The 19,293-nt window shown below is 69.1% G+C and carries 16 protein-coding genes and 1 tRNA gene; 10 read left to right on the top strand and 7 right to left on the bottom strand.

Annotation, left to right across the window (positions count from 1 at the left end; translation table 11 throughout):
- The first annotated feature begins 59 nt into the window (after positions 1-59).
- The 3 genes from ACIA5H_RS03045 to ACIA5H_RS03035 all read left to right on the top strand — a co-directional run bounded on the left by ACIA5H_RS03045 (position 60) and on the right by ACIA5H_RS03035 (position 4,719).
- Positions 60-2,876: a DEAD/DEAH box helicase gene (locus ACIA5H_RS03045; RefSeq protein WP_397073555.1), complete on the top strand. Its 2,817-nt coding sequence runs from the start codon at positions 60-62 to the stop codon at positions 2,874-2,876.
- A complete protein-coding gene (locus tag ACIA5H_RS03040) occupies positions 2,873-3,640 on the top strand; it encodes an SWIM zinc finger family protein (RefSeq protein WP_397073553.1) in 768 nt (255 codons plus the stop codon). The genes ACIA5H_RS03045 and ACIA5H_RS03040 overlap by 4 nt, the downstream gene beginning before the upstream one ends.
- 281 nt (positions 3,641-3,921) lie before the next feature.
- Complete coding sequence (locus tag ACIA5H_RS03035) at positions 3,922-4,719, top strand: helical backbone metal receptor (RefSeq protein WP_397073551.1); 798 nt, start codon at positions 3,922-3,924, stop codon at positions 4,717-4,719.
- Here the strand turns inward: ACIA5H_RS03035 and ACIA5H_RS03030 are convergent.
- From ACIA5H_RS03030 to icmF, 3 genes are all read right to left on the bottom strand, one after another.
- Positions 4,704-4,817, bottom strand: a complete 114-nt coding sequence (locus tag ACIA5H_RS03030; protein ID WP_379252146.1) for a DUF3224 domain-containing protein — start codon at positions 4,815-4,817, stop codon at positions 4,704-4,706. The two genes, ACIA5H_RS03035 and ACIA5H_RS03030, sit on opposite strands and share 16 nt — an antisense overlap.
- 46 nt (positions 4,818-4,863) lie before the next feature.
- Positions 4,864-5,934: an amidohydrolase family protein gene (locus ACIA5H_RS03025; protein ID WP_397073548.1), complete on the bottom strand. Its 1,071-nt coding sequence runs from the start codon at positions 5,932-5,934 to the stop codon at positions 4,864-4,866.
- A gap of 207 nt (positions 5,935-6,141) precedes the next feature.
- The gene (gene icmF, locus ACIA5H_RS03020) at positions 6,142-9,360 is read right to left on the bottom strand and encodes a fused isobutyryl-CoA mutase/GTPase IcmF (protein WP_397073546.1); all 3,219 of its coding nucleotides are present in this window, start codon (positions 9,358-9,360) and stop codon (positions 6,142-6,144) included.
- Positions 9,361-9,553: 193 nt separating this feature from the next.
- On the opposite strand from icmF, the gene ACIA5H_RS03015 reads away from it, so the two are divergent.
- The 6 genes from ACIA5H_RS03015 (at position 9,554) to ACIA5H_RS02990 (ending at position 16,154) form a co-directional block, all read left to right on the top strand.
- Positions 9,554-10,531 (top strand): DUF2157 domain-containing protein, encoded by a 978-nt coding sequence (locus tag ACIA5H_RS03015; protein WP_397073544.1) that lies wholly within the window; start codon positions 9,554-9,556, stop codon positions 10,529-10,531.
- A gap of 177 nt (positions 10,532-10,708) precedes the next feature.
- A complete protein-coding gene (locus ACIA5H_RS03010) occupies positions 10,709-12,208 on the top strand; it encodes a CoA-acylating methylmalonate-semialdehyde dehydrogenase (protein ID WP_397073542.1) in 1,500 nt (499 codons plus the stop codon).
- A 5-nt stretch (positions 12,209-12,213) separates the two neighbouring features.
- Positions 12,214-13,353, top strand: coding sequence for an acyl-CoA dehydrogenase family protein (locus ACIA5H_RS03005; protein ID WP_397073540.1), 1,140 nt, complete (start codon positions 12,214-12,216; stop codon positions 13,351-13,353).
- Positions 13,354-13,423: 70 nt separating this feature from the next.
- Complete coding sequence (locus ACIA5H_RS03000) at positions 13,424-14,488, top strand: enoyl-CoA hydratase/isomerase family protein (protein ID WP_397073538.1); 1,065 nt, start codon at positions 13,424-13,426, stop codon at positions 14,486-14,488.
- Complete coding sequence (gene mmsB, locus ACIA5H_RS02995; RefSeq protein ID WP_397073536.1) at positions 14,488-15,384, top strand: 3-hydroxyisobutyrate dehydrogenase; 897 nt, start codon at positions 14,488-14,490, stop codon at positions 15,382-15,384. Before ACIA5H_RS03000 ends, mmsB begins: the two co-directional genes overlap by 1 nt.
- Positions 15,381-16,154, top strand: a complete 774-nt coding sequence (locus ACIA5H_RS02990; protein WP_379252154.1) for an enoyl-CoA hydratase — start codon at positions 15,381-15,383, stop codon at positions 16,152-16,154. The genes mmsB and ACIA5H_RS02990 overlap by 4 nt, the downstream gene beginning before the upstream one ends.
- 38 nt (positions 16,155-16,192) lie before the next feature.
- Here the strand turns inward: ACIA5H_RS02990 and ACIA5H_RS02985 are convergent, their stop codons facing one another.
- Both ACIA5H_RS02985 and ACIA5H_RS02980 read right to left on the bottom strand, forming a co-directional pair.
- Entirely contained in the window at positions 16,193-17,224 is a 1,032-nt protein-coding gene (locus ACIA5H_RS02985; protein WP_397073533.1) for an Hsp70 family protein, read from the bottom strand.
- Between the two features lie 125 nt (positions 17,225-17,349).
- Positions 17,350-17,901: a MarR family transcriptional regulator gene (locus tag ACIA5H_RS02980; RefSeq protein ID WP_355073651.1), complete on the bottom strand. Its 552-nt coding sequence runs from the start codon at positions 17,899-17,901 to the stop codon at positions 17,350-17,352.
- 113 nt (positions 17,902-18,014) lie between these two features.
- Here ACIA5H_RS02980 and ACIA5H_RS02975 point away from each other — a divergent pair.
- Positions 18,015-18,086, top strand: a tRNA-Cys gene (locus tag ACIA5H_RS02975).
- A gap of 44 nt (positions 18,087-18,130) precedes the next feature.
- Here the strand turns inward: ACIA5H_RS02975 and ACIA5H_RS02970 are convergent.
- Positions 18,131-19,105 (bottom strand): tyrosine-type recombinase/integrase, encoded by a 975-nt coding sequence (locus tag ACIA5H_RS02970; protein ID WP_397073531.1) that lies wholly within the window; start codon positions 19,103-19,105, stop codon positions 18,131-18,133.
- Entirely contained in the window at positions 19,102-19,284 is a 183-nt protein-coding gene (locus ACIA5H_RS02965; RefSeq protein WP_397073529.1) for a hypothetical protein, read from the bottom strand. The genes ACIA5H_RS02970 and ACIA5H_RS02965 overlap by 4 nt, the downstream gene beginning before the upstream one ends.
- Between the last annotated feature and the right edge of the window lie 9 nt (positions 19,285-19,293).

Genomic DNA, 19,293 nt, shown 5'->3' with positions numbered 1-19,293 from the left:
CACAACGGTCCGGGCACGGTGTGCGCGGCCGTGTCGCACCCGCCTGCTTGGATGGGGTGATGCTGCACGGACTGTGGTCGCCGGGTGCCGGGTTGCTGCTCTGGCACGACTCGCCGGTCGCCGCGACGTCCGCCGAGCTTCCGGATCCGCTGGGCAGCGTGCTGCGCGCGTCGAAGTTCCGGCACCGGGCCGAGGTCCTGGTCGTCGAGCGCGGGATCGCCGGGACCGAGCAGGTCCGCGCGCACGCGCTGGCCCCGGTCGCGGCAGCGGAGGCCCTCCGGCAGCGGTTGCCCGCCGACCTGGTGGCGGGGGATCTGCGGTATCTGGCGCATGTCGCAAGCGGCATCGAACGTTGGGTGTGCGCCGGGCGTGTCGTGCCGGCCCTGCGCAGGGAGGACGGCCAGTGGTGGGTGCGCTGGCGGCTGGTCGGCGGGGAGCGGCAGCGGGCTTGGCTGGCCGAGCTGACGGTCGCCATGCCGGAGGCGCTGCGGGTGGCCGGCCGTCCGGCAGCGCTGCTCGAGGACCTGGTCACCGAACTCACCGACCCGATCGCGCGGTCACTGGCCGACCTGCCGGACTCGCCGCATCCCCTGGTGGCCGCCCTGGTCGGCGACATTCCGCTGGACAACGGCAGCTATCAGGTCGCCGAAGTGCTGGAGGGCTGGCGGGCCAGCCTGACCGGTGACGAGCCGGAATTGGTGCTGCGTCTGCTGGAACCGGACGGCGAACTCGGCCTCGCCGACGAGTCGGTGGCGTTGTGGCGGCTGGAGGTGTGCCTGCGGCTCACCGGTGAGGCGCCCAGAACCGTTCCGCTGCACGAGGACCCGAATCTGGTCCGGATCGCGGTGGACAAACTCGGCGCGGCCAAGCGGGCGTATCCGAGGCTGCGTGACCTGCCGAGCGATCCGCGCAGCATGGATCTGCTGTTGCCCACCGAAGTGGTGCTCGACCTGGTCGCGCACGGCGTGCACGCCCTGCATGCGGTGGGGGTCCAACTGCTGCTCCCGCGCGCCTGGAGTGTCGCCGAACCGAGCATGCGGTTGCGGGTGGAGAGCGCGGTGCCCGCCGCGGAGAGCACGGTCGGTCTGCGCGGCCTGGTGTCCTACCGCTGGGAACTCGCGCTCGGCGGCATGGTGCTGACCACGGCCGAGATGGAACGCCTGGTGCGCGCCAAATCCGATCTCGTCCAGTTACGCGGTCAGTGGGTGCAAGCCGATCACAAGGCGCTGGCCGCCGCGGCCAAGTACGTCGCCGCGCACGCCGACGACTCGCCGATCACTTTCGCGGACATGCTCGGCGAGATCGCGGTCTCCCGGGTGCCCCAGGTGCCGATCACCGAAGTCACCGCCTCGGGCTGGGCAGGGGACCTGCTCGACCGCGCTCGGCAGCCGGAAGCGGTCGCCGCGCCCGTCGGGTTGAAGGCCGAGCTACGCCCCTACCAGGAACGCGGCCTGGCCTGGCTGGCGACCATGAGCCGGATGGGTTGCGGGGCGATCCTGGCCGACGACATGGGACTCGGCAAGACTGTCCAGGTGCTCGCCCTGCTGGTGCACGAGCGCGAGAACGCGACGTCCGAGCCGCCGCCGGGCCCGACCTTGCTGGTGTGCCCGATGTCGGTGGTCGGCAACTGGCAGCGCGAGGCGGAGCGGTTCGCGCCCGACCTGCGGGTGTGGGTGCATCACGGCGCGGGCCGGCGGGCGGGCGCCGAACTCGACGAGGCGGTCGCCGGCGCAGATCTGGTGATCACCACCTACGCGCTGCTGGCGCGCGACGCCGGGGAACTCGGCAGACAGCACTGGGACCGCGTCGTACTGGACGAAGCGCAGCACATCAAGAACGCGGGGACGCGGCAGGCTCGGGCGGCGCGGTCGCTGCGCGCGCGACATCGATTGGCGCTCACCGGCACTCCGGTGGAGAACCGGTTGGAAGAGCTGCGTTCCATCATGGATTTCGCGATGCCGAAAGTCCTCGGCAGTCCGCAGTCCTTCCGCGCCCGCTTCGCGGTGCCGATCGAACGCGAGCGCGACCAGAACGCGATCAGTCGCCTGCGCTGGCTGACCCAGCCGTTCGTGCTGCGCCGGGTGAAGACCGACCCCACGGTGATCAGCGACCTGCCCGAGAAGCTGGAGATGACCGTGCGGGCCAACCTCACCGTCGAGCAGGCCTCGCTGTACCAGGCGGTCGTGGACGACATGCTGGCCAAGATCAAGGACGCGAAGGGCATGGCGCGCAAGGGCGCCGTGCTCGGTGCGCTCACCCGGCTCAAGCAGGTGTGCAACCATCCCGCGCATTTCCTGGGCGACGGGTCGAGTGTGCTGCACCGAGGGGCACATCGCTCCGGCAAGCTCGCTCTCGTCGAGGACGTGGTGGACGCGGTGCTGGCCGACGGTGAGAAGGCGCTGCTGTTCACCCAATTCCGGGAATTCGGCGAGCTGGTCGCGCCCTATCTGGCCGAGCGGTTCGGCGCGGCGATCCCGTTCCTGCACGGCGGCGTGCCGAAGAAGAAGCGCGACGCGATGGTCACCGGCTTCCAGGCGCCGGACGGACCGCCGCTGATGTTGTTGTCGCTCAAGGCGGGTGGCACCGGGCTCAATCTCACCGCCGCCAATCACGTGGTCCACCTGGATCGCTGGTGGAATCCCGCGGTGGAGAACCAGGCCACCGACCGTGCCTTCCGGATCGGCCAGCAGCGCAACGTGCAGGTGCGCAAGCTGGTGTGCGTGGACACGATCGAAGAGCGGATCGACGAGATGATCAACGGCAAGCGGCAGCTCGCCGATCTGGCGGTCGGCGCGGGGGAGAACTGGATCACCGAACTGAGCACCGACGAATTGCGCGACTTGTTCGCCCTGGGTGCGGCGGCGGTGGGCGAATGAGTCCGTTCATCGACTACTCCGAGTACGGGAAGAAGCTGCCGGTGCGCGGCGGAGTGGAAGCCCGTAGCAGACGAGGCGGTTTCGGGCGCACCTGGTGGGGCAGGGCGCTGGTGGAATCGGTCGAGCGAATGGCGGAGCCGGGGCGGCTGGCGCGCGGTCGCAACTACGCCAGATCCGGCCAGGTGGTGAACTACCGGATCGAGCCGGGCGCGGTGACGGCGGAAGTGCAGGGCAGCCAACCGCGTCCGTTCACGGCGGTGTTCACCGTGCGCCCGCTGCGCGAGGACGAACTCGAGTTGCTCATCGAGACCATTCGCTCGGCGCCGGGCATGCTCGCCGAGATCGCCTCGGGCGCGTTGCCCACCGGGCTGGGGCCGCTGCTGCTGCCGAGCACCGCGGCGGACCTGGATTTCACCTGCAGCTGCCCGGACCCGGGCTGGCCGTGCAAGCACGTGGCGGCGGTCTGCTACCTGCTGGCCGAGCGGCTCGACGAACACCCGCGCGAGATCCTGACCCTGCGCGGACTCGACCTGGACACGCTGATCGGGGGCATCGAACGCGAGCCGAGACCCACCGTTTCCGACGATCCGTACGGTGAGCGCGTTTCGCTGCCGGACTTGCCCACGGTCGAATTCCGGGCGGCGCCGGAGGATTTGGATCCGCTGCTGCTCCGTAAGGCGCTGCGGATGACCTCGGCGGACGAGACGATTGCCGCGACCGGTCTGCGCGATCTCACCGCGCTCTATCGGCGGTTCGACCGCTGACGTTGGTTGGCACCCAGCATCGGGGCTGTCGGTTACCGCCGGTCTGTCGGGGCGGGATCGATACCGGCGGAGCGAAGGGACCGGAGACTTCCCGACGCCGGGTGCCGTTATTCAGTGTCGCGCCGCTCAACCCCGCGCGGAACTGCCCCAGCCACGCCCGGATGCTGCCCTTGCACCGCACTTGCCGCATATCTCCCGGCGTGGCCCGATCGTCGCGGCTGGTCTCGCTTCGTCCAGAAAGGCCACTGACCTGCGTGAATCATCTGTTATAGGCTGACAGCGTGGCAGGAAAGAGCCCAGCGGCCGGGTCGCCCCGAGACGACCTCGGTACTCCGGTGGATCTCCGCACACCTCCGCGTCGGGTGGTGTCGCTCGTTCCGTCGCTGACCGAGGCGGTGGCGCGCACCTGTCCGGAAGTCCTCGTCGCCGCCACGCGATGGTGCACGCACCCAGACGATCTCGCGGTCGAGCGCGTCCGGGGGACCAAGAACCCGGATGTCCGCCGAATCGTCGAACTCGCCCCCGACCTGGTGCTGTGCAACAAGGAGGAGAATCGCCGCCTCGACGTCGAACGCCTGCGCGCGGCGGGAATTCCGGTGTGGGTGACCGAGATAGAGACCGTCGACGAGGCCATGGCCTCCCTAACCCGGCTCTGCGTGGAGGCGCTCGGCGTCGACTCGCCCGCCTGGCTCACCGAGGCCCGATCCGTTTGGGCCGCACCACCGCCCGAGCCGGCGCGCGCCGCCGTCATCCCGGTCTGGCGCGACCCGTGGATGGTGGTCGGACGGAACACCTTCACCGGGGACATCGCTCGCCGTTTGGGCCTGCGGCTGGTGCACGCCGATCGCCCCGACCGATATCCCCGCGTCACACCGGCCGAATTGATCGAAGGCGTCGACCTCGCGGTGCTTCCCGACGAACCTTATGTCTTCACCGAAACCGATGGGCCCGAAGCGTTTCCGGACATCCCGGTCGCGCTGGTGGCAGGCCGCGCCCTCACCTGGTACGGGCCGTCATTGGCGACCGCCCGCGATACCCTCACCGCACAACTGGCTCGGGCGGCTCAACCCAATTCGTAGTCGAACCAGATGTGGTGCGTGCCGTCGGCGTCCACGTGCAGGCCGCCCGTGCCCGTGATGCCCGCGAGTTCACCGGTGCCGCTGGCGGGCACGATCACGCAGAACTCGTTCGTGCGGTCGGCGCGGCGGGCACCAACAACCGGCTCAGTCGGCGATCCGGTACACCCGCTGCGCGGTGGTCCGGAAGACCTGCTCGAGTTCGGTCGGGCCGCCGCCGTGGCCGGTGACGGCGGTCGCGATGGCCTCGATGCTGTTCGCGATGCTGGTGACCGGCTTGTCCACCGGGAAGTTCGACCCCCAGATGAGACGGTCCGCGCCGAAGACGTCCACGGCGTGTTCGACCAGCGGACCGATCCGGTCGAGCAGCTGCGGCACCGGCGTCGGCGTGCCGCGCGGCGGGATCGGATGGCCGAGGATCGGCATCATCAGCCCGCTCACCTTCGCGACCACGTTCGGGCGCGCGGCCAGTGCGGCGAGATCGTCGCGCCACCGCACCAGCAACTGCCTGCGCAGCCCGGGATTGGTGCCGGTGTGCTTGCCCACCGCCCCGAAGATCCCCGCGGGCGTGCCGAGGTGGTTCAGCACGATCGGCACTTCGGGATAGCGTTCGGCCAGCGCGGTGACGTCGGGAATGGCATGCGAATACACCCAGGCTTCGAACGACAGGCCGCGCTCGGCCAGCCGGGCGAAGCCGTCCAGGAATTCCTTGGTCGCGAGCTTGCCGGGCGCGTCGGTGAACGACCGAACACCGGGATCGGGATGGTGGGCGACCATGGTGCGGATACCGCGCAGCAGCGGCGAGGCGGCCGCGTGCGCGTCGAGGAGCTCCCCGAACCGGGGGTCGGCCGGATCGCCGCCCGCGAGGATAGCGCCGAGCCGTGGCGCCGCTTCCAGCGGCAGCCCGGCCACCCAGGCGGTCTCCCCGGCTTTGCCGAGCGGTCCCGGTTGCGACCATTCGACTTCGATGTGCGCGACCACCTCCACCGGCGCGTTCCCGGCGTCGGCGCGGTAGTCGAACGGAAGGTAGGGCCGCAGGTAGGCGGCCGGGTCACCGACGAATTCCCGGTCCCGGCGCGGCGCGAGGCGCTTCGCGGCGTCCACCGGGACCGGCAACAGCCGGAACAGCTTCGCCAGGGCGCTGAAATCCCGGGGTGTGCCGAACGGATCCCACTGGTGGATGTGTGCGTCGATGATCCGGATTCCCGAGAGGTCCATGTCTGCCGTCCCCAACCGCGCCGAAGGTTTGCTCGGCGATTGTCACATGCCCGGCGCGCGGTGAGTTCGGAATCCGCGCCCGCCGAGTCGGCACGGCGGGTTCCGCCGGATCCGCGGGCGAACCCGGTCCGCGAGCGCGAACCGGGCCACCCGGCATACGGCTGCTCGAAATCCGAGCGCGCGGACTCAACACGGCGCGCAAAAGACTCACACGTTGCGGCGGTACTGACCTCCGACGGTGAAGAACGTGTCGGTGATCTGCTGCAACGTGCACACGCGGGCGGCGTCCATCAGGACCTCGAAAATGTTGTCGTCGGTGCGGGCGACCGCTTCGAGCCGGGCGAGCGCGGCATGGGCGGCGTCCCGGTTGCGCTGCTGGAACTCGCGCACCCGGCGCAGCTGCGACTGCTTCTCCGCTTCGGTGCCGCGCGCCAGTTCCAGCTCCCGGTGCGGCTCCTCGTGGGAGTTGCGGAAGGTGTTCACCCCGATGATGGGCAGCGACCCGTCGTGCTTGCGCTGTTCGTAGCGCATCGACTCGTCCTGGATCTTGCCGCGCTGATAACCGGTTTCCATCGCGCCGAGCACGCCGCCGCGTTCGCTGATCCGCTCGAACTCGGTGAGCACCGCCTCCTCGACCAGATCGGTGAGCTCATCGATGAGGAAGCTGCCCTGTAGCGGGTTCTCGTTCATCGCGACGCCCCACTCCCGGTTGATGATCAGCTGGATGGCCAGCGCGCGCCGCACCGATTCCTCGGTCGGGGTGGTGACCGCCTCGTCGTAGGCGTTGGTGTGCAGGCTGTTGCAGTTGTCGTAGATCGCGATCAGCGCCTGCAACGTGGTGCGGATGTCGTTGAAGTTCATCTCCTGCGCGTGCAGCGACCGGCCGGAGGTCTGGATGTGGTACTTCAGCTTCTGCGACCGCTCGTTGGCGCCGTAACGGTCCCGCATGGCCACGGCCCAGATGCGGCGGGCCACCCGGCCGATCACCGAATACTCCGGATCCATCCCGTTGGAGAAGAAGAAGGACAGGTTCGGCGCGAAGTCATCGATATGCATGCCGCGCGCGAGATACGCCTCCACATAGGTGAATCCGTTCGCCAGGGTGAAGGCCAGCTGGCTGATCGGGTTCGCGCCCGCCTCGGCGATGTGGTAGCCGGAGATCGACACCGAGTAGAAATTGCGTACGCCGTTGCGCACGAACCATTCCTGGATGTCGGCCATCATGCGCAGGCTGAATTCGGTGGAGAAGATGCAGGTGTTCTGGCCTTGGTCCTCCTTGAGGATGTCGGCCTGCACCGTGCCGCGCACCGTGGCCAGCGTGCGGGCTCGCAGGTCGGCCGCTTCGGCGTCGGTCGGCGGCCGTCCCTGCTGCGCGGTGAAGCGTTCCAGCGCCTGATCGATCGCGGTGTTGAGGAAGTAGGCCAGGATGGTCGGCGCCGGACCGTTGATCGTCATCGAGACCGAGGTGGTCGGCGCGGTCAGGTCGAAACCGTCGTAGAGCACTTCCATGTCGTCGAGCGAGGCGATCGACACGCCGGAGGTGCCGACCTTGCCGTAGATATCGGGCCGCTCGGCGGGATCGTGCCCGTAGAGCGTGACCGAATCGAACGCCGTGGACAGCCTTTTCGCCTCGGAGTGCTCGCTGAGCACCTTGAACCGGCGGTTGGTGCGGAACGGATCGCCCTCACCCGCGAACATCCGGGCCGGGTCCTCGTTGTCGCGTTTGAACGGGAACACTCCGGCGGTGAAGGGGAAGCGCCCCGGCAGATGCTCGGCGCGCAGGAAACGCAGCAGCTCACCGTGATCGGTGAAGCGGGGCAGGGCGACGCGCGGAATCGAGTTGCCCGACAGGGTCTCCCGGCGCAGCGGCGTGTGTATCTCCCGGTCCCGCACCCGGATCACCTGTTCTTCCCCGCGGTAGGACTCGGCGAGGGCGGGCCACTCGGCCAGCAGTGCGGCGTTCGCGGAGGTGAGGTCGGCGCGGGCGCGTTCGGTCAGTTCGGCCACGGCGGTGTCGTCCGGCAGTTCGAGCGCCACCTGCTCGAGTCGTTGCAGCCGTTGCGCGGCGACGACCTGCGCGGCGGTCTCGGCGTGGTAGTCGCGCACGGTCTCGGCGATCTCGGCCAGGTAGCGCACCCGTGCGGGCGGGATGAGCTGGGCGAACCTGGTGGACGCGCGGGTGTCCACCAGGGGCAGCGCGCCGGGCTCCAGCCGCAGGCCGTGGTTCGCGAGCAGGCCGGTCAGGTGCTGGTAGAGCGCCGTCACCCCGTCGTCGTTGAACGTCGCCGCGCTGGTGCCGAAGACCGGCATGTCCTGCGGCGCGGCGTGGAACTCCTCGCGGTTGCGGATCAGCTGCCTGGCCACGTCCCGCAGCGCGTCCGCGCCGCCGCGGCGCTCGAACTTGTTGATCGCCACCACGTCCGCGTAGTCCAGCATGTCGATCTTCTCCAGCTGGGAGGCGGCGCCGAACTCGGGCGTCATCACGTACATCGACACGTCGACGTGGTCGATCACCGCGGCGTCGCCCTGGCCGATGCCGGGCGTTTCGAGGATGACCAGGTCGTATCCCGCTGCCTTGCAGGCGGCCACGATGAGATCGATGTTGTCGGGCAGTTCGTGTCCGCCGCGGGTGGCCAGCGACCGGAAGAAGACGTGTTCGCCGTCGAGGGCGTTCATGCGGATGCGGTCGCCGAGCAGCGCGCCGCCCCCGCGCCGCCGGGTCGGGTCGACCGCGAGGATCGCGACCCGCACCTTGTCCTGCTGGTCCGAGCGCAGCCTGCGCACCAATTCGTCGGTGAGCGAGGACTTTCCGGAGCCGCCCGTGCCGGTGATGCCGAGCACCGGCACGGTTCGCGCCGCCGCGGTCTCGGCCAGTTTCCGCCGGTCGGCCTCCGGCAGCGCGTCCGCTTGCAGACAGGTGATGACGCGCGCCAGGGCGGCGCGCTCGCCCGCGAGCACCGCGTCGAGCACCGGCGGCTCGGCCGCGAGGTCGACGTCGCAGGCGCGGATGAGCTGATTGATCATGCCGGGCAGGCCGAGTCGCTGTCCGTCCTCGGGGGAGAAGATGGTCACGCCGGACGCGGCCAGTCGGGCGATCTCCTCCGCCACGATCACGCCACCGCCACCGCCGAAGATCCGCACGTGCTGGGCTCCGGCTTTCCGCAGGGCGTCCGCGAGATATTCGAAGTACTCGACGTGGCCGCCCTGATAGGAGCTGACGGCGACGCCTTGGGCGTCTTCGGTGAGCACGGCGTCGACCACCTCGCTGACCGAGCGGTTGTGACCGAGATGGATCACCTCCGCCCCCTGGCTCTGCAGGATGCGGCGCATGATGTTGATCGCCGCGTCGTGCCCGTCGAACAGGGCCGCCGAGGTGACGAAGCGAACGGGATGGGTGGGCGTGTAGAGCGCGCTGCTGTCGGCCACTGGGATTCCTCCGGGGATTCCATTGTCGCCCGATACTAGGACGTCAAACTAATTCTACGGTGACTGTGATCACACCGCCAGCCGATGGCGGCGGGTCGTGCGCGCTCGGTTTCCTCGAACGACGGGCCCCGCGCCGACCGGTGCGCGTGGCCGATCGTGTTGTCATGGCGGCGGACTCGGACATACTGGGCGCATGGTGAGCGACGGCAAAGCGGAAGCCGCGATCGGACGGCTGGTCGCCGACGGCGTGCTGACTCGCGACCAGGCCGACGCGGTGCTCGCGGCGCTGGCCGTCGAGCGGGCCGCGGCGACCGCGCGCGGGAAGGTGCTCGCCGAGATCGCCGCGTACGTCGGCGCCGGTCTGGTGTTCGGCGGGATCGCCCTGGTGGCGGCCTCGTCCTGGGACGCGCTCGACCGGCCGGTCCGGGTCGGCGTGCTCGCCGTCGTGGCGGCCGGCCTGCTGCTCGGCGGAGTAGTGCTCGCCGGGGTGCCGTCCGGCCGCAGGAGCGCGCTGAGCGCCCGCGACAGGTTGGCGGCCGTGCTGTTCGCGCTGGGTTCGGTCGCGCTGGCCGGATCCGTCGGCACCGCGCTCGACGCGGCCGATGCCGCTTGGGTTTTCGCATGCGCGGCGGGGGCGGTGATCGCGGTACTCGGTTATCTCGCGCTGCCCTCCGTCCTCGGCATGCTCGTCTGCGCCTGCTTCGTGCCCGCGGCCGTCGCGGGGATGCTGACCGAGGTGTTCGGTCTCGACGACACGTGGGCCTGCGTGGCGGTGTTGCTGCTCGGTGCGGGGTGGTTCGCGCTGACCAGGATCGGCGCCCTGGTCGATATCCGGGTCGGATACCTGATCGCGATCGTCACCTCCGTCGCGGCCGCGCAGAGTCTCGATATCGACGGCCGGACTTGGGCCTACGGGATCACCGCGGTGATTGCGGTGGTCTGCTTCGCGTTGTACGCGACCCAGCGCTCGGCCGTGCTCGTCATCGGGGGTGGTGTGGCCATCGCGGTGGCGGCGGGGGAGGCGGTCTCGGAATGGACCGGTGACTCGCTCGGCGCCGCGGCGGTGGTCGTGGCGATCGGCGCGATCACGCTCGCGGTGGGCGCGTTCCGGTTGGCGCGGCCACGGCGGGAAAAGGAAGCCGACCCCGCGGTTCCGGTATCGCAGGCGTAGGCCATCCGCGCGCGGTGGGGAAGAAGGCGAAAAGGCTGCGGCTCCCGCGCCGGTCGTCCGTCGACACGTGGGATGAATCACATCACGCCCGACGCTCTGTCAATACTTGGACGTCCAACTATAGGATGACCGCATACCGCTCCGCGGTGTCCCGATCGCTACGAGAACAGGACTGGCATGGTTCGCGAACTCACCCATTTCATCGGCGGACAGCATGCGCCGGGCACCTCCGGCAACTTCGGCGACGTCTTCGATCCCAACCTCGGCCGGGTGCAGGCGCGGGTGCCGCTGGCGAGCAAGTCCGAGGTCGAGGCGGCCATCGCGAACGCCGAGGCGGCGCAGCCGCAATGGGCCGCGTTCAACCCGCAGAAGCGGGCGCGTGTGCTGATGAAGTTCCTGACCCTGGTGCAGGACGAGATGGACTCGCTGGCCACCCTGCTGTCGTCCGAGCACGGCAAGACCATCGCCGACGCGAAGGGCGACATCCAGCGCGGCCTGGAGGTCATCGAGTTCGCCACCGGCATCCCACACCTGCTCAAAGGCGAATACACCCAGGGCGCGGGCACCGGCATCGACGTGTACTCGATGCGTCAGCCGCTCGGCGTCGTCGCGGGCATCACGCCCTTCAACTTCCCGGCCATGATCCCGCTGTGGAAGGCCGGTCCCGCGCTGGCCACCGGCAACGCGTTCGTGCTCAAGCCCTCCGAGCGGGACCCCTCGGTGCCGCTGCGGCTGGCGGAGCTGTTCCTCGAGGCCGGTCTGCCCGCCGGTGTGTTCAACGTGGTCAACGGCGACAAGGAAGCCGTCGACACGCTGCTGCACGATCCGCGCATCAAGGCCGTCGGCTTCGTCGGCTCCACCCCCATCGCGCAGTACATCTACGAGACCGCCACCGCGAACGGCAAGCGCGCCCAGTGCTTCGGCGGCGCGAAGAACCACGCGATCGTCATGCCCGACGCCGACCTCGACGACGTGGCCGATCAGCTGATCGGCGCGGGCTACGGTTCCGCGGGCGAGCGCTGCATGGCCATCTCGGTGGCCGTCCCGGTCGGCGAGGAGACCGCCGACCGCCTGGTGGCCAAGCTGACCGAGCGGGTGCACAAGCTCAACGTCGGCCGCTCCGACGATCCCGGCGCCGACTACGGCCCGCTGGTCGGTCAGGACGGCGTGAACCGGGTGAACAACTATGTCCAGATCGGCGTCGATGAGGGCGCCGAACTGGTGGTGGACGGCCGCGGCCTGGTCGTGGAGGGAGCCGAGAACGGCTACTTCGTCGGCGCGACGCTGTTCGACAAGGTGACCCCGGAGATGCGGATCTACCGCGAGGAGATCTTCGGCCCGGTGCTCAGCGTGGTCCGCGCCAAGGACTACGAGGAGGGGTTGCGGCTGGCCAACGAGCACGAGTACGGCAACGGCGTCGCGATCTTCACCCGGGACGGCGACACCGCGCGCGACTTCGCCGCGCGCGTGCAGGTCGGCATGGTCGGCGTCAACGTGCCGATCCCGGTGCCGATCGCCTACTACACCTTTGGCGGCTGGAAGCGTTCCGGCTTCGGCGACCTGAACCAGCACGGTCCGGATTCGATCCGCTTCTACACCAAGACCAAGACGGTGACGCAGCGCTGGCCCGCGGGCCTGAAGGAGAGCAACGCGTTCGTCATCCCGACGATGGACTGACGCGGATGTTCGCACTCGACGACGACGAGAAGGCGATCCGCGACACCGCGCGCGGCTTCGCCGACGAATTCCTCGCCCCGAACGCGCTGGAATGGGACGAGCAGAAGCATTTTCCCGTGGACGTGCTGCGCAAGGCGGGGCCGCTGGGCCTCGGCGGTATCTACGTGCGCGAGGACGTGGGCGGTTCGGGCCTGCGCAGGCTCGACGCCGTGCGCATCTTCGAGCAGCTGGCCACCGGCTGCCCGGCCATCGCCGCCTACATCTCCATCCACAACATGGCGACGTGGATGATCGACCGCTACGGCGACGACGAACAGCGTCACCGCTGGCTGCCCCGGCTGACCGCGATGGAACTGCTGGCCAGCTACGCGCTCACCGAGCCCGGCGTCGGCTCCGACGCGGCGGCGTTGAGCACCAAGGCCGTGCGCGACGGTGACGACTACGTCTTCAACGGCGCCAAGCAGTTCATCTCCGGCGCGGGCGCCACGCACGTCTACGTCGTCATGGCGCGGACCAGTGACGCGGGAGCGCGCGGGATCTCGGCGTTCATCGTGCCCGCCGACACTCCCGGCATCTCCGTCGGAGCCAACGAGAAGAAGATGGGCTGGAACGCGCAGCCGACCCGTCAGGTGATCTTCTCCGACGCCAGGGTCCCGGCCGCCAACCGGCTCGGCGCGGAGGGCGACGGCTTCCGCATCGCGATGAACGGGCTCAACGGCGGCAGGCTCAACATCGCCGCGTGCTCGGTCGGCGGCGCGCAGGCGGCGCTGGACAAGACGGTGCCGTATCTCGCCGAGCGGCACGCGTTCGGCAAGCCGCTGCTGCGGAATCCGGCGCTGCAATTCGAACTCGCCGATATGCGCATCGAATTGGAGGCCGCCCGCACGCTGCTGTGGCGGGCCGCCGCGGCACTGGACGCCGACGCGCCGGACAAGGTGGAGCTGTGCGCCATGGCGAAGCGCTTCGCCACCGACGCGGGCTTCGAGGTGGCCAACAAGGCCCTGCAACTGCACGGCGGCTACGGCTACCTGACCGAATACGGCGTGGAGAAGATCGTCCGGGATCTGCGGGTGCACCAGATCCTCGAGGGCACCAACGAAATCATGCGGGTGGTCGTCGCCCGCTCATTGGTAGGAGCGGCATGAACGGCCAGGCCTGGAAGAGGCAGCGCGGCGTGACCACGCAACGACCCGCGCATGCCGGAAAGGACAGAGCATGAGCGAACCAGAAGTATTGCTCGAACAGCGCGACGGGCTCGGCCTGATCACGCTGAACCGGCCGAAGGCCATCAACGCGCTGAACCACTCGATGGCTCTCGCCATCACCGACGCGTTGCGCGAGTGGGCCGAGGACGACGCGGTGCGCACCGTCGTGGTCACCGGTGCGGGGGAGCGCGGCCTGTGCGCGGGCGGCGATATCGTCGCCATCCACGCCGACGCGAAAAGCGGCGCTAACACGGCGGATTCGGCCACCGGACGGTTCTGGCGCGACGAGTACGTCCTCAACGCCTTGATCGGCCGCTACCCGAAGCCGTACGTGGTGATCATGGACGGCATCGTGATGGGCGGCGGTGTCGGGCTCTCGGGCCACGGCAGCCACCGCGTCGTGACCGAGCGGTCCAAGATCGGCATGCCCGAGGTGGGCATCGGGTTCGTCCCGGACGTCGGCGGCACCTACCTGCTCGCGCGGACGCCGGGCGAGATCGGCACGCACGTCGCGCTGACCACCGCCCGCATGAGCGCGGGCGATGCCATCGCCGCGGGCTTCGCGGACTACTTCGTCGCCTCCGAGCATCTGCCCGCCCTGCTGGAGACGTTGCGCACGGAGAGCGCCGACATCGCGATCGCCAAATTCGCCACGGACGCACCGGAATCCGCGCTGGCCGCCGGGCAGGACTGGATCGACGTCTGCTACGGAGCCGATTCCGTGGAGGAGATCGTCGCGCGGCTGCAAGCGCACGACGCGCCGGACGCGCGGGCGGCGGCCACCGAGATTCTGGCGAAATCCCCGGTGGCGCTGAAGGTGACGCTGCGCTCGCTGCGGGCGGCGCGCAGCGCGCCGAGTCTCGAGGCGGTGCTGAACGAGGAGTACCGGGTGTCCATCGCGTCGCTGTCGTCGCACGATCTGGTCGAGGGCATTCGTGCCCAGGTGATCGACAAGGATCGTGATCCGCGATGGTCGCCCGCGACCCTCGATGCGGTCACGGACGCGCAGGTGGACGCGTACTTCGCCGAGTTGGGCGATCGAGAGCTGGGTCTGCGGACCCCGGAGGTGGCGTGATGAGCAAGCGAATCGGTTTCCTCGGCCTCGGCCACATGGGCGCGCCGATGGCGGCCAACCTGGTGCGGGCGGGCTACGAGGTGCTCGCCTTCGACCCGGTGCCCGCGGCGCGGGAGCAGGCCGGGCGTGACGGCGCGATCGTGGTGGACGCGGCCACCGAGGCCGCCGCGGCCGAGACCGTGATCACCATGCTGCCCAACGGCAAACTCGTCCTGGACGTGTACGCCGAGCTGCTTCCGGTCGCAGCACCGGGCACGCTGTTCATCGACTGCTCCACCATCGACGTGGCCGATGCCAAGGTCGCGGCCGAACGCGCCGCCGCCGCCGGGCACCGCGCGCTGGACGCACCGGTCTCCGGTGGTGTCGGCGGCGCGGCGGCGGGCACGCTGACCTTCATGGTCGGCGGCGCCGCCGCGGACTTCGCCGACGCGCTGCCGGTGCTCGAGGTGATGGGCGGCAAGGTCGTGCACTGCGGCGGCTCCGGCGTGGGCCAGGCGGCGAAGATCTGCAACAACATGCTGCTCGGCGTGTCCATGATCGCGCTGTCGGAGTCGCTGGTGCTGGGCGAGAAGCTGGGCCTGAGCCATCAGTCCTTCTTCGACGTGGTCTCCACGGCTTCCGGCCAGAGCTGGGCGCTGACCAGCTACTGCCCGGTCCCCGGCCCGGTGCCGACCAGTCCGGCCAACAACGACTACCAGCCCGGCTTCGCGACGGCGCTCATGTCGAAGGACCTGGGCCTTGCCGCGAACGCGTTGCGCGACAACAACGTCGACGGGCAGCTCGGATTGCTCGCCGCCACGATCTACGACCGTTTCAACCAGACGGATGCCGGACGGGACTTCTCGGCTATCGTCACCGATATCCGTGACCGTTCCGACCAAGAGGGTGCCGAGTGAGCTTCGAGACGATTCTGCTGGAACGCAAGGGCCGGGTCGGCTGGATCACGCTGAACCGACCGAAGGCGCTGAACGCGCTGAACGCGCAGGTCCTCGACGACGTCATCGCCGCGCTCGACGAGCTCGAGCACGACGACGAGATCGGGGCCATCGTGATCACCGGTTCGGAGCGCGCCTTCGCGGCGGGCGCCGACATCAAGGAGATGCAGCCCAAGTCGTACATGGACATGTTCCTGAACGACTACTTCGCCCGCTGGGACCGGCTGGCGCAGTTCCGCAAGCCCACCATCGCGGCGGTGGCGGGCTACGCGCTGGGCGGCGGTTGTGAGCTGGCCATGATCTGCGACATCCTGCTCGCGGCCGACACCGCCAAGTTCGGGCAGCCGGAGATCAAGCTGGGCGTCATCCCCGGCATCGGCGGCTCGCAGCGCCTGACCCGCGCGATCGGCAAGGCCAAGGCCATGGATCTGGTGCTCACCGGCCGCAACATGGACGCGGATGAGGCCGAGCGGGCGGGATTGGTCTCGCGTATCGTGCCCGCCGCGGAACTGCTCGACACCGCCCTCGAGGTCGCCGAGACCATCGCGGGGATGTCGCTGCCGGTCACCATGATCGCCAAGGAAGCGGTGAACCGCTCGTTCGAGACCACGCTCGCCGAGGGGCTGCGCTTCGAACGGCGAGTCTTCCACTCGCTGTTCGCGATCGAGGATCAGAAGGAAGGCATGAGCGCCTTCGTCGAGAAGCGTCCGGCGAAGTTCACCAACCGCTGACACCGGTTTCCGCCCGGCCGTATCGCTCGGCCGGGCGGCTATCCGGTGGGGGGCGCGACGATCTTCGCGGGCACCTTGTTCCCTTCCGGCGGGGGCGCGTCCTCGTTCGTGGCGAGCAGTCCGGCGATGGTGGCGCCCAGCGCGATGGTGACCGCCGCCGCCGCGATGAGTTTGCGCCGGTCGACGGTGGCCGGGACCAGGGTGGCTCCGGCGCGTAGCCGCGCCATCCGGACGTCTCCGCCTCGTCGTTCCGCGGCGAGCAGCACGGCGCCGCGCGCGGAGACGAAGTCGGGTTCGGGGTCGTAGACGATCGGCAGGTCGATGTGTTCGGCCAGCTCGGCGCGAATGCTGGGACTGCGGGTGCAGCCGCCGAGCAGCACCATGGCCTCCGGTCGCACGCCGGTCTCGTCGATGATCTGCCGCACGAACGACACCGAGTGATGAATGCCCGCCGCGCACAGTTCGGCCAGGTCGCTGCGGGTGAGAACGGCCCGGTCGCCGGTGCCGTCGTCGATCGCGGTGACCACCCTTGCCTCGCTCAGTTCTTCGCGATGACGCCGGATGGTCGGCGTGTCGGTGAGCACGCCGTCGCGGGCCAGGCGCCAGCGCAACAGCGCGTCGTAGCCGTCGCCGCCGAGTACCGTGCTGCGTTTGCTGGACAGAATCGTGTCGGTGCGGCAATCGGCGTGGGTGATGGTCAGTCCCGAGCTGCCCAGGTCGTAGAGGATCACCGTGCCGCTGTCCGGCAGTTGCCCGGTGAAGCGCAGGTAGCGCAGCTGGGCGAGCGGTTCGTCGATGATGGTCACGTCACGGCCGCCGACGCCTGCGCGGATGGCGTCGGCGTGCAGCGGACAGCGGCACGTCACCGCCGTGCCCGAGATCAGCTCGTCGCGCCGGTCGGCGGCGCCGTTCATCCGGCGGATCGCCTCGAGGACCGATTCCTCGACGCCGCCGCCCGCCCGCCGCGGCACTTCGCAGCTATCGATCGGGGGTAGGTGTGGCTGATCGGAGTGTGTCAGCATCGCGTGAGCGCCGCCAGCGCCCGCCGATACACCCAAGACCAGCACCATGATCTCCATGGTGGACCTTTTCCGTTCCGCTGCCAAGACGGCGTGCCCGGTAATTCGCCGGTTGGATGCCGGAATGTCATCCCTCGGTCGGTCGGCAGCGGTATGCGACCGACCGGTACGCCGAATCAGTCTGTGGCCGTGGCCGACCAGCGCGCCGTTCCCTCCGCGGTCTCGAAGTCGCCCGCGGCATGTCGGAATTCGGCGAGCAGTTGCAGGAGGGTGTGCAGTCGTTCCGGTGGGAGTCCGGGGAGCGCGAAGACTTTCGCGTTGAGCTCCTCGGTCGCCTTCGCCACCAATTCGCGTCCGGCGTCGGTGATTTCGATCAAGGTAGCGCGCCGGTCGCTGGGATGCGGTACCCGCTCGACGAGCTTCGCCGCCTCCAGCCGGTCGACGGTGTTGGTGACGCTGGTTGGGTGCACCTGCAAGCGAGCGCTGGCCTTCGCCATCGGCAGCGCGCCGGTTTTGCTGAAACTGAGCAGCCGGAGCAACTCATAGCGAGAGAAGGTCAATCCCGTGGGTTTCAGCGCCTCGTCCACCCGTGCCATCACGATTTGCTGAGCCCGAACCAGCGACGTCACCGCGGCCATGCCGTCGGCGACATCCCCCCAGCCGTGGCCGACCCACTGGCGGTGGGCTTCCTCGATCGGATCGTTCGGAAGCGGGCGTGGCCGAGACATGTTCCGATCATTCCATGCCACCACAGGAGGGCGGGGGCATCCGGCCAGGCTTCGGATCACCGTGAGCGCAATGGTGGGCCGGCCCGTCGCCCACGGGCACTATCTAGGGCGAGGCGGGCGTGGCTGAGTGGTTTAGGCAACGGTCTGCAAAGCCGTTTACGCGGGTTCAATTCCCGCCGCTCGCTCAATGGTCAGGGCTGTTTTTGGGAGGTCGGAGCCAGGTTTTGCGTCATGCGGTCCGCAATTCGTCCGCAGCAGCCCTGGCACCGGCCTCCATCCCCGCCGCGACGACATCCAGGTCGTCAGGGAATAGGTGGCCGTACAAATCGAGCGTGAGCATCGCGGTCTTGTGACCGAGCATCCGCTGGACGACCTTGATGTTGGCCCCGGCACTGATCGCCAGCGACGCCGCGGTATGACGCAGGCCGTGCGGCACCAGGCCACGGAGCCCGACCGAGTTCGCGGCCTCGTTGAACACCCGACGAAACTCGTTGTATTCCAGCAGCCCGCCGTCCTTCTCGCTCGGGAACAGCTGCGCAGTCAACGCGCGGCCCTCCATGAGGTCTCGGAGATCCTTTGCCAACGTTTCCGGGATCGGCACCGCCCGCGAATTGTGGTTCTTCGTGTCCGTCACCACGGTCCCCTTCCCAGCGACCGGAGTTGCTGAACGGGTTATCCGGAGCCGCCGATTCGCCAGGTCCACGTCCATCACCCGCAGGGCCGATGCCTCACCGATGCGGATACCGGTGTAGGCGAGGGTGAACACTAGCGGACGCAACCGGCCCGCCGCTAAGGCGAGCCGCATGACCTCCAGGTGAGTGAGGTACCGCCGCTCACCGGCCAGCATCGAAGGAAGCTCGACGCCGACCGCAGGGTTGCTCGCGAGCCGCTTGGACTTCACCGCGAACCGCAGCACCTGGCCGAGCACCTGATACGCCTGGATCACCCGTGACGCCGACAGGCCCTGTCCCTTGAACCGGGCACTACCCGACTCCGACAGGTTCACCACCCAGTCCTGTATGTCCTCGAAGTCGATATCCCGCAGCGGTACCGAGCCCCACTGCGGCAGCACGAGCGTATCCAGCAGGGACCGGTAGCCCGCGACCGTCTTCGGCTTGCGGAACTTCTTCGTCGCGAACCACTTCTCCGCGACCACCGAGAACAGGACGCCACTACGGTCGGGGTCGACCCACGTCCCGGTCACGACCTGGTCGTCACGTCGCTGTCCAGCCAGCGTTGGGCCTCGGCCTTGGTGTCAAACGACTGGGAGCGCTCGACGCCGTTCGGGTCGACATAGCGAGCCCGCCACCGCTTGCCCTTGCCGAACCGTTCGGCTGACTTCTCCTTCTTCTTGGACTTCGCGCCGGTTACCGGGTCAGTCACAACCACAGT

The sequence above is a fragment of the Nocardia sp. NPDC051900 genome (genome assembly GCF_044452545.1).
GTDB lineage: Bacteria > Actinomycetota > Actinomycetes > Mycobacteriales > Mycobacteriaceae > Nocardia > Nocardia sichangensis.
This window is presented reverse-complemented; position numbering and strand designations above follow the sequence as displayed.

Excerpts from the sequence above, each read along its gene's own strand:
- ACIA5H_RS03045 (WP_397073555.1), top strand. The coding sequence starts at position 60 with ATGCTGCACGGACTGTGGTCGCCGGGTGCCGGGTTGCTGCTCTGGCAC.
- ACIA5H_RS03040 (WP_397073553.1), top strand. The coding sequence starts at position 2,873 with ATGAGTCCGTTCATCGACTACTCCGAGTACGGGAAGAAGCTGCCGGTG.
- ACIA5H_RS03025 (WP_397073548.1), bottom strand. The coding sequence starts at position 5,934 with ATGGACCTCTCGGGAATCCGGATCATCGACGCACACATCCACCAGTGG.
- ACIA5H_RS03015 (WP_397073544.1), top strand. The coding sequence starts at position 9,554 with ATGGTGAGCGACGGCAAAGCGGAAGCCGCGATCGGACGGCTGGTCGCC.
- ACIA5H_RS03010 (WP_397073542.1), top strand. The coding sequence starts at position 10,709 with ATGGTTCGCGAACTCACCCATTTCATCGGCGGACAGCATGCGCCGGGC.
- ACIA5H_RS03005 (WP_397073540.1), top strand. The coding sequence starts at position 12,214 with ATGTTCGCACTCGACGACGACGAGAAGGCGATCCGCGACACCGCGCGC.
- ACIA5H_RS03000 (WP_397073538.1), top strand. The coding sequence starts at position 13,424 with ATGAGCGAACCAGAAGTATTGCTCGAACAGCGCGACGGGCTCGGCCTG.
- mmsB (WP_397073536.1), top strand. The coding sequence starts at position 14,488 with ATGAGCAAGCGAATCGGTTTCCTCGGCCTCGGCCACATGGGCGCGCCG.
- ACIA5H_RS02985 (WP_397073533.1), bottom strand. The coding sequence starts at position 17,224 with ATGGTGCTGGTCTTGGGTGTATCGGCGGGCGCTGGCGGCGCTCACGCG.
- ACIA5H_RS02980 (WP_355073651.1), bottom strand. The coding sequence starts at position 17,901 with ATGTCTCGGCCACGCCCGCTTCCGAACGATCCGATCGAGGAAGCCCAC.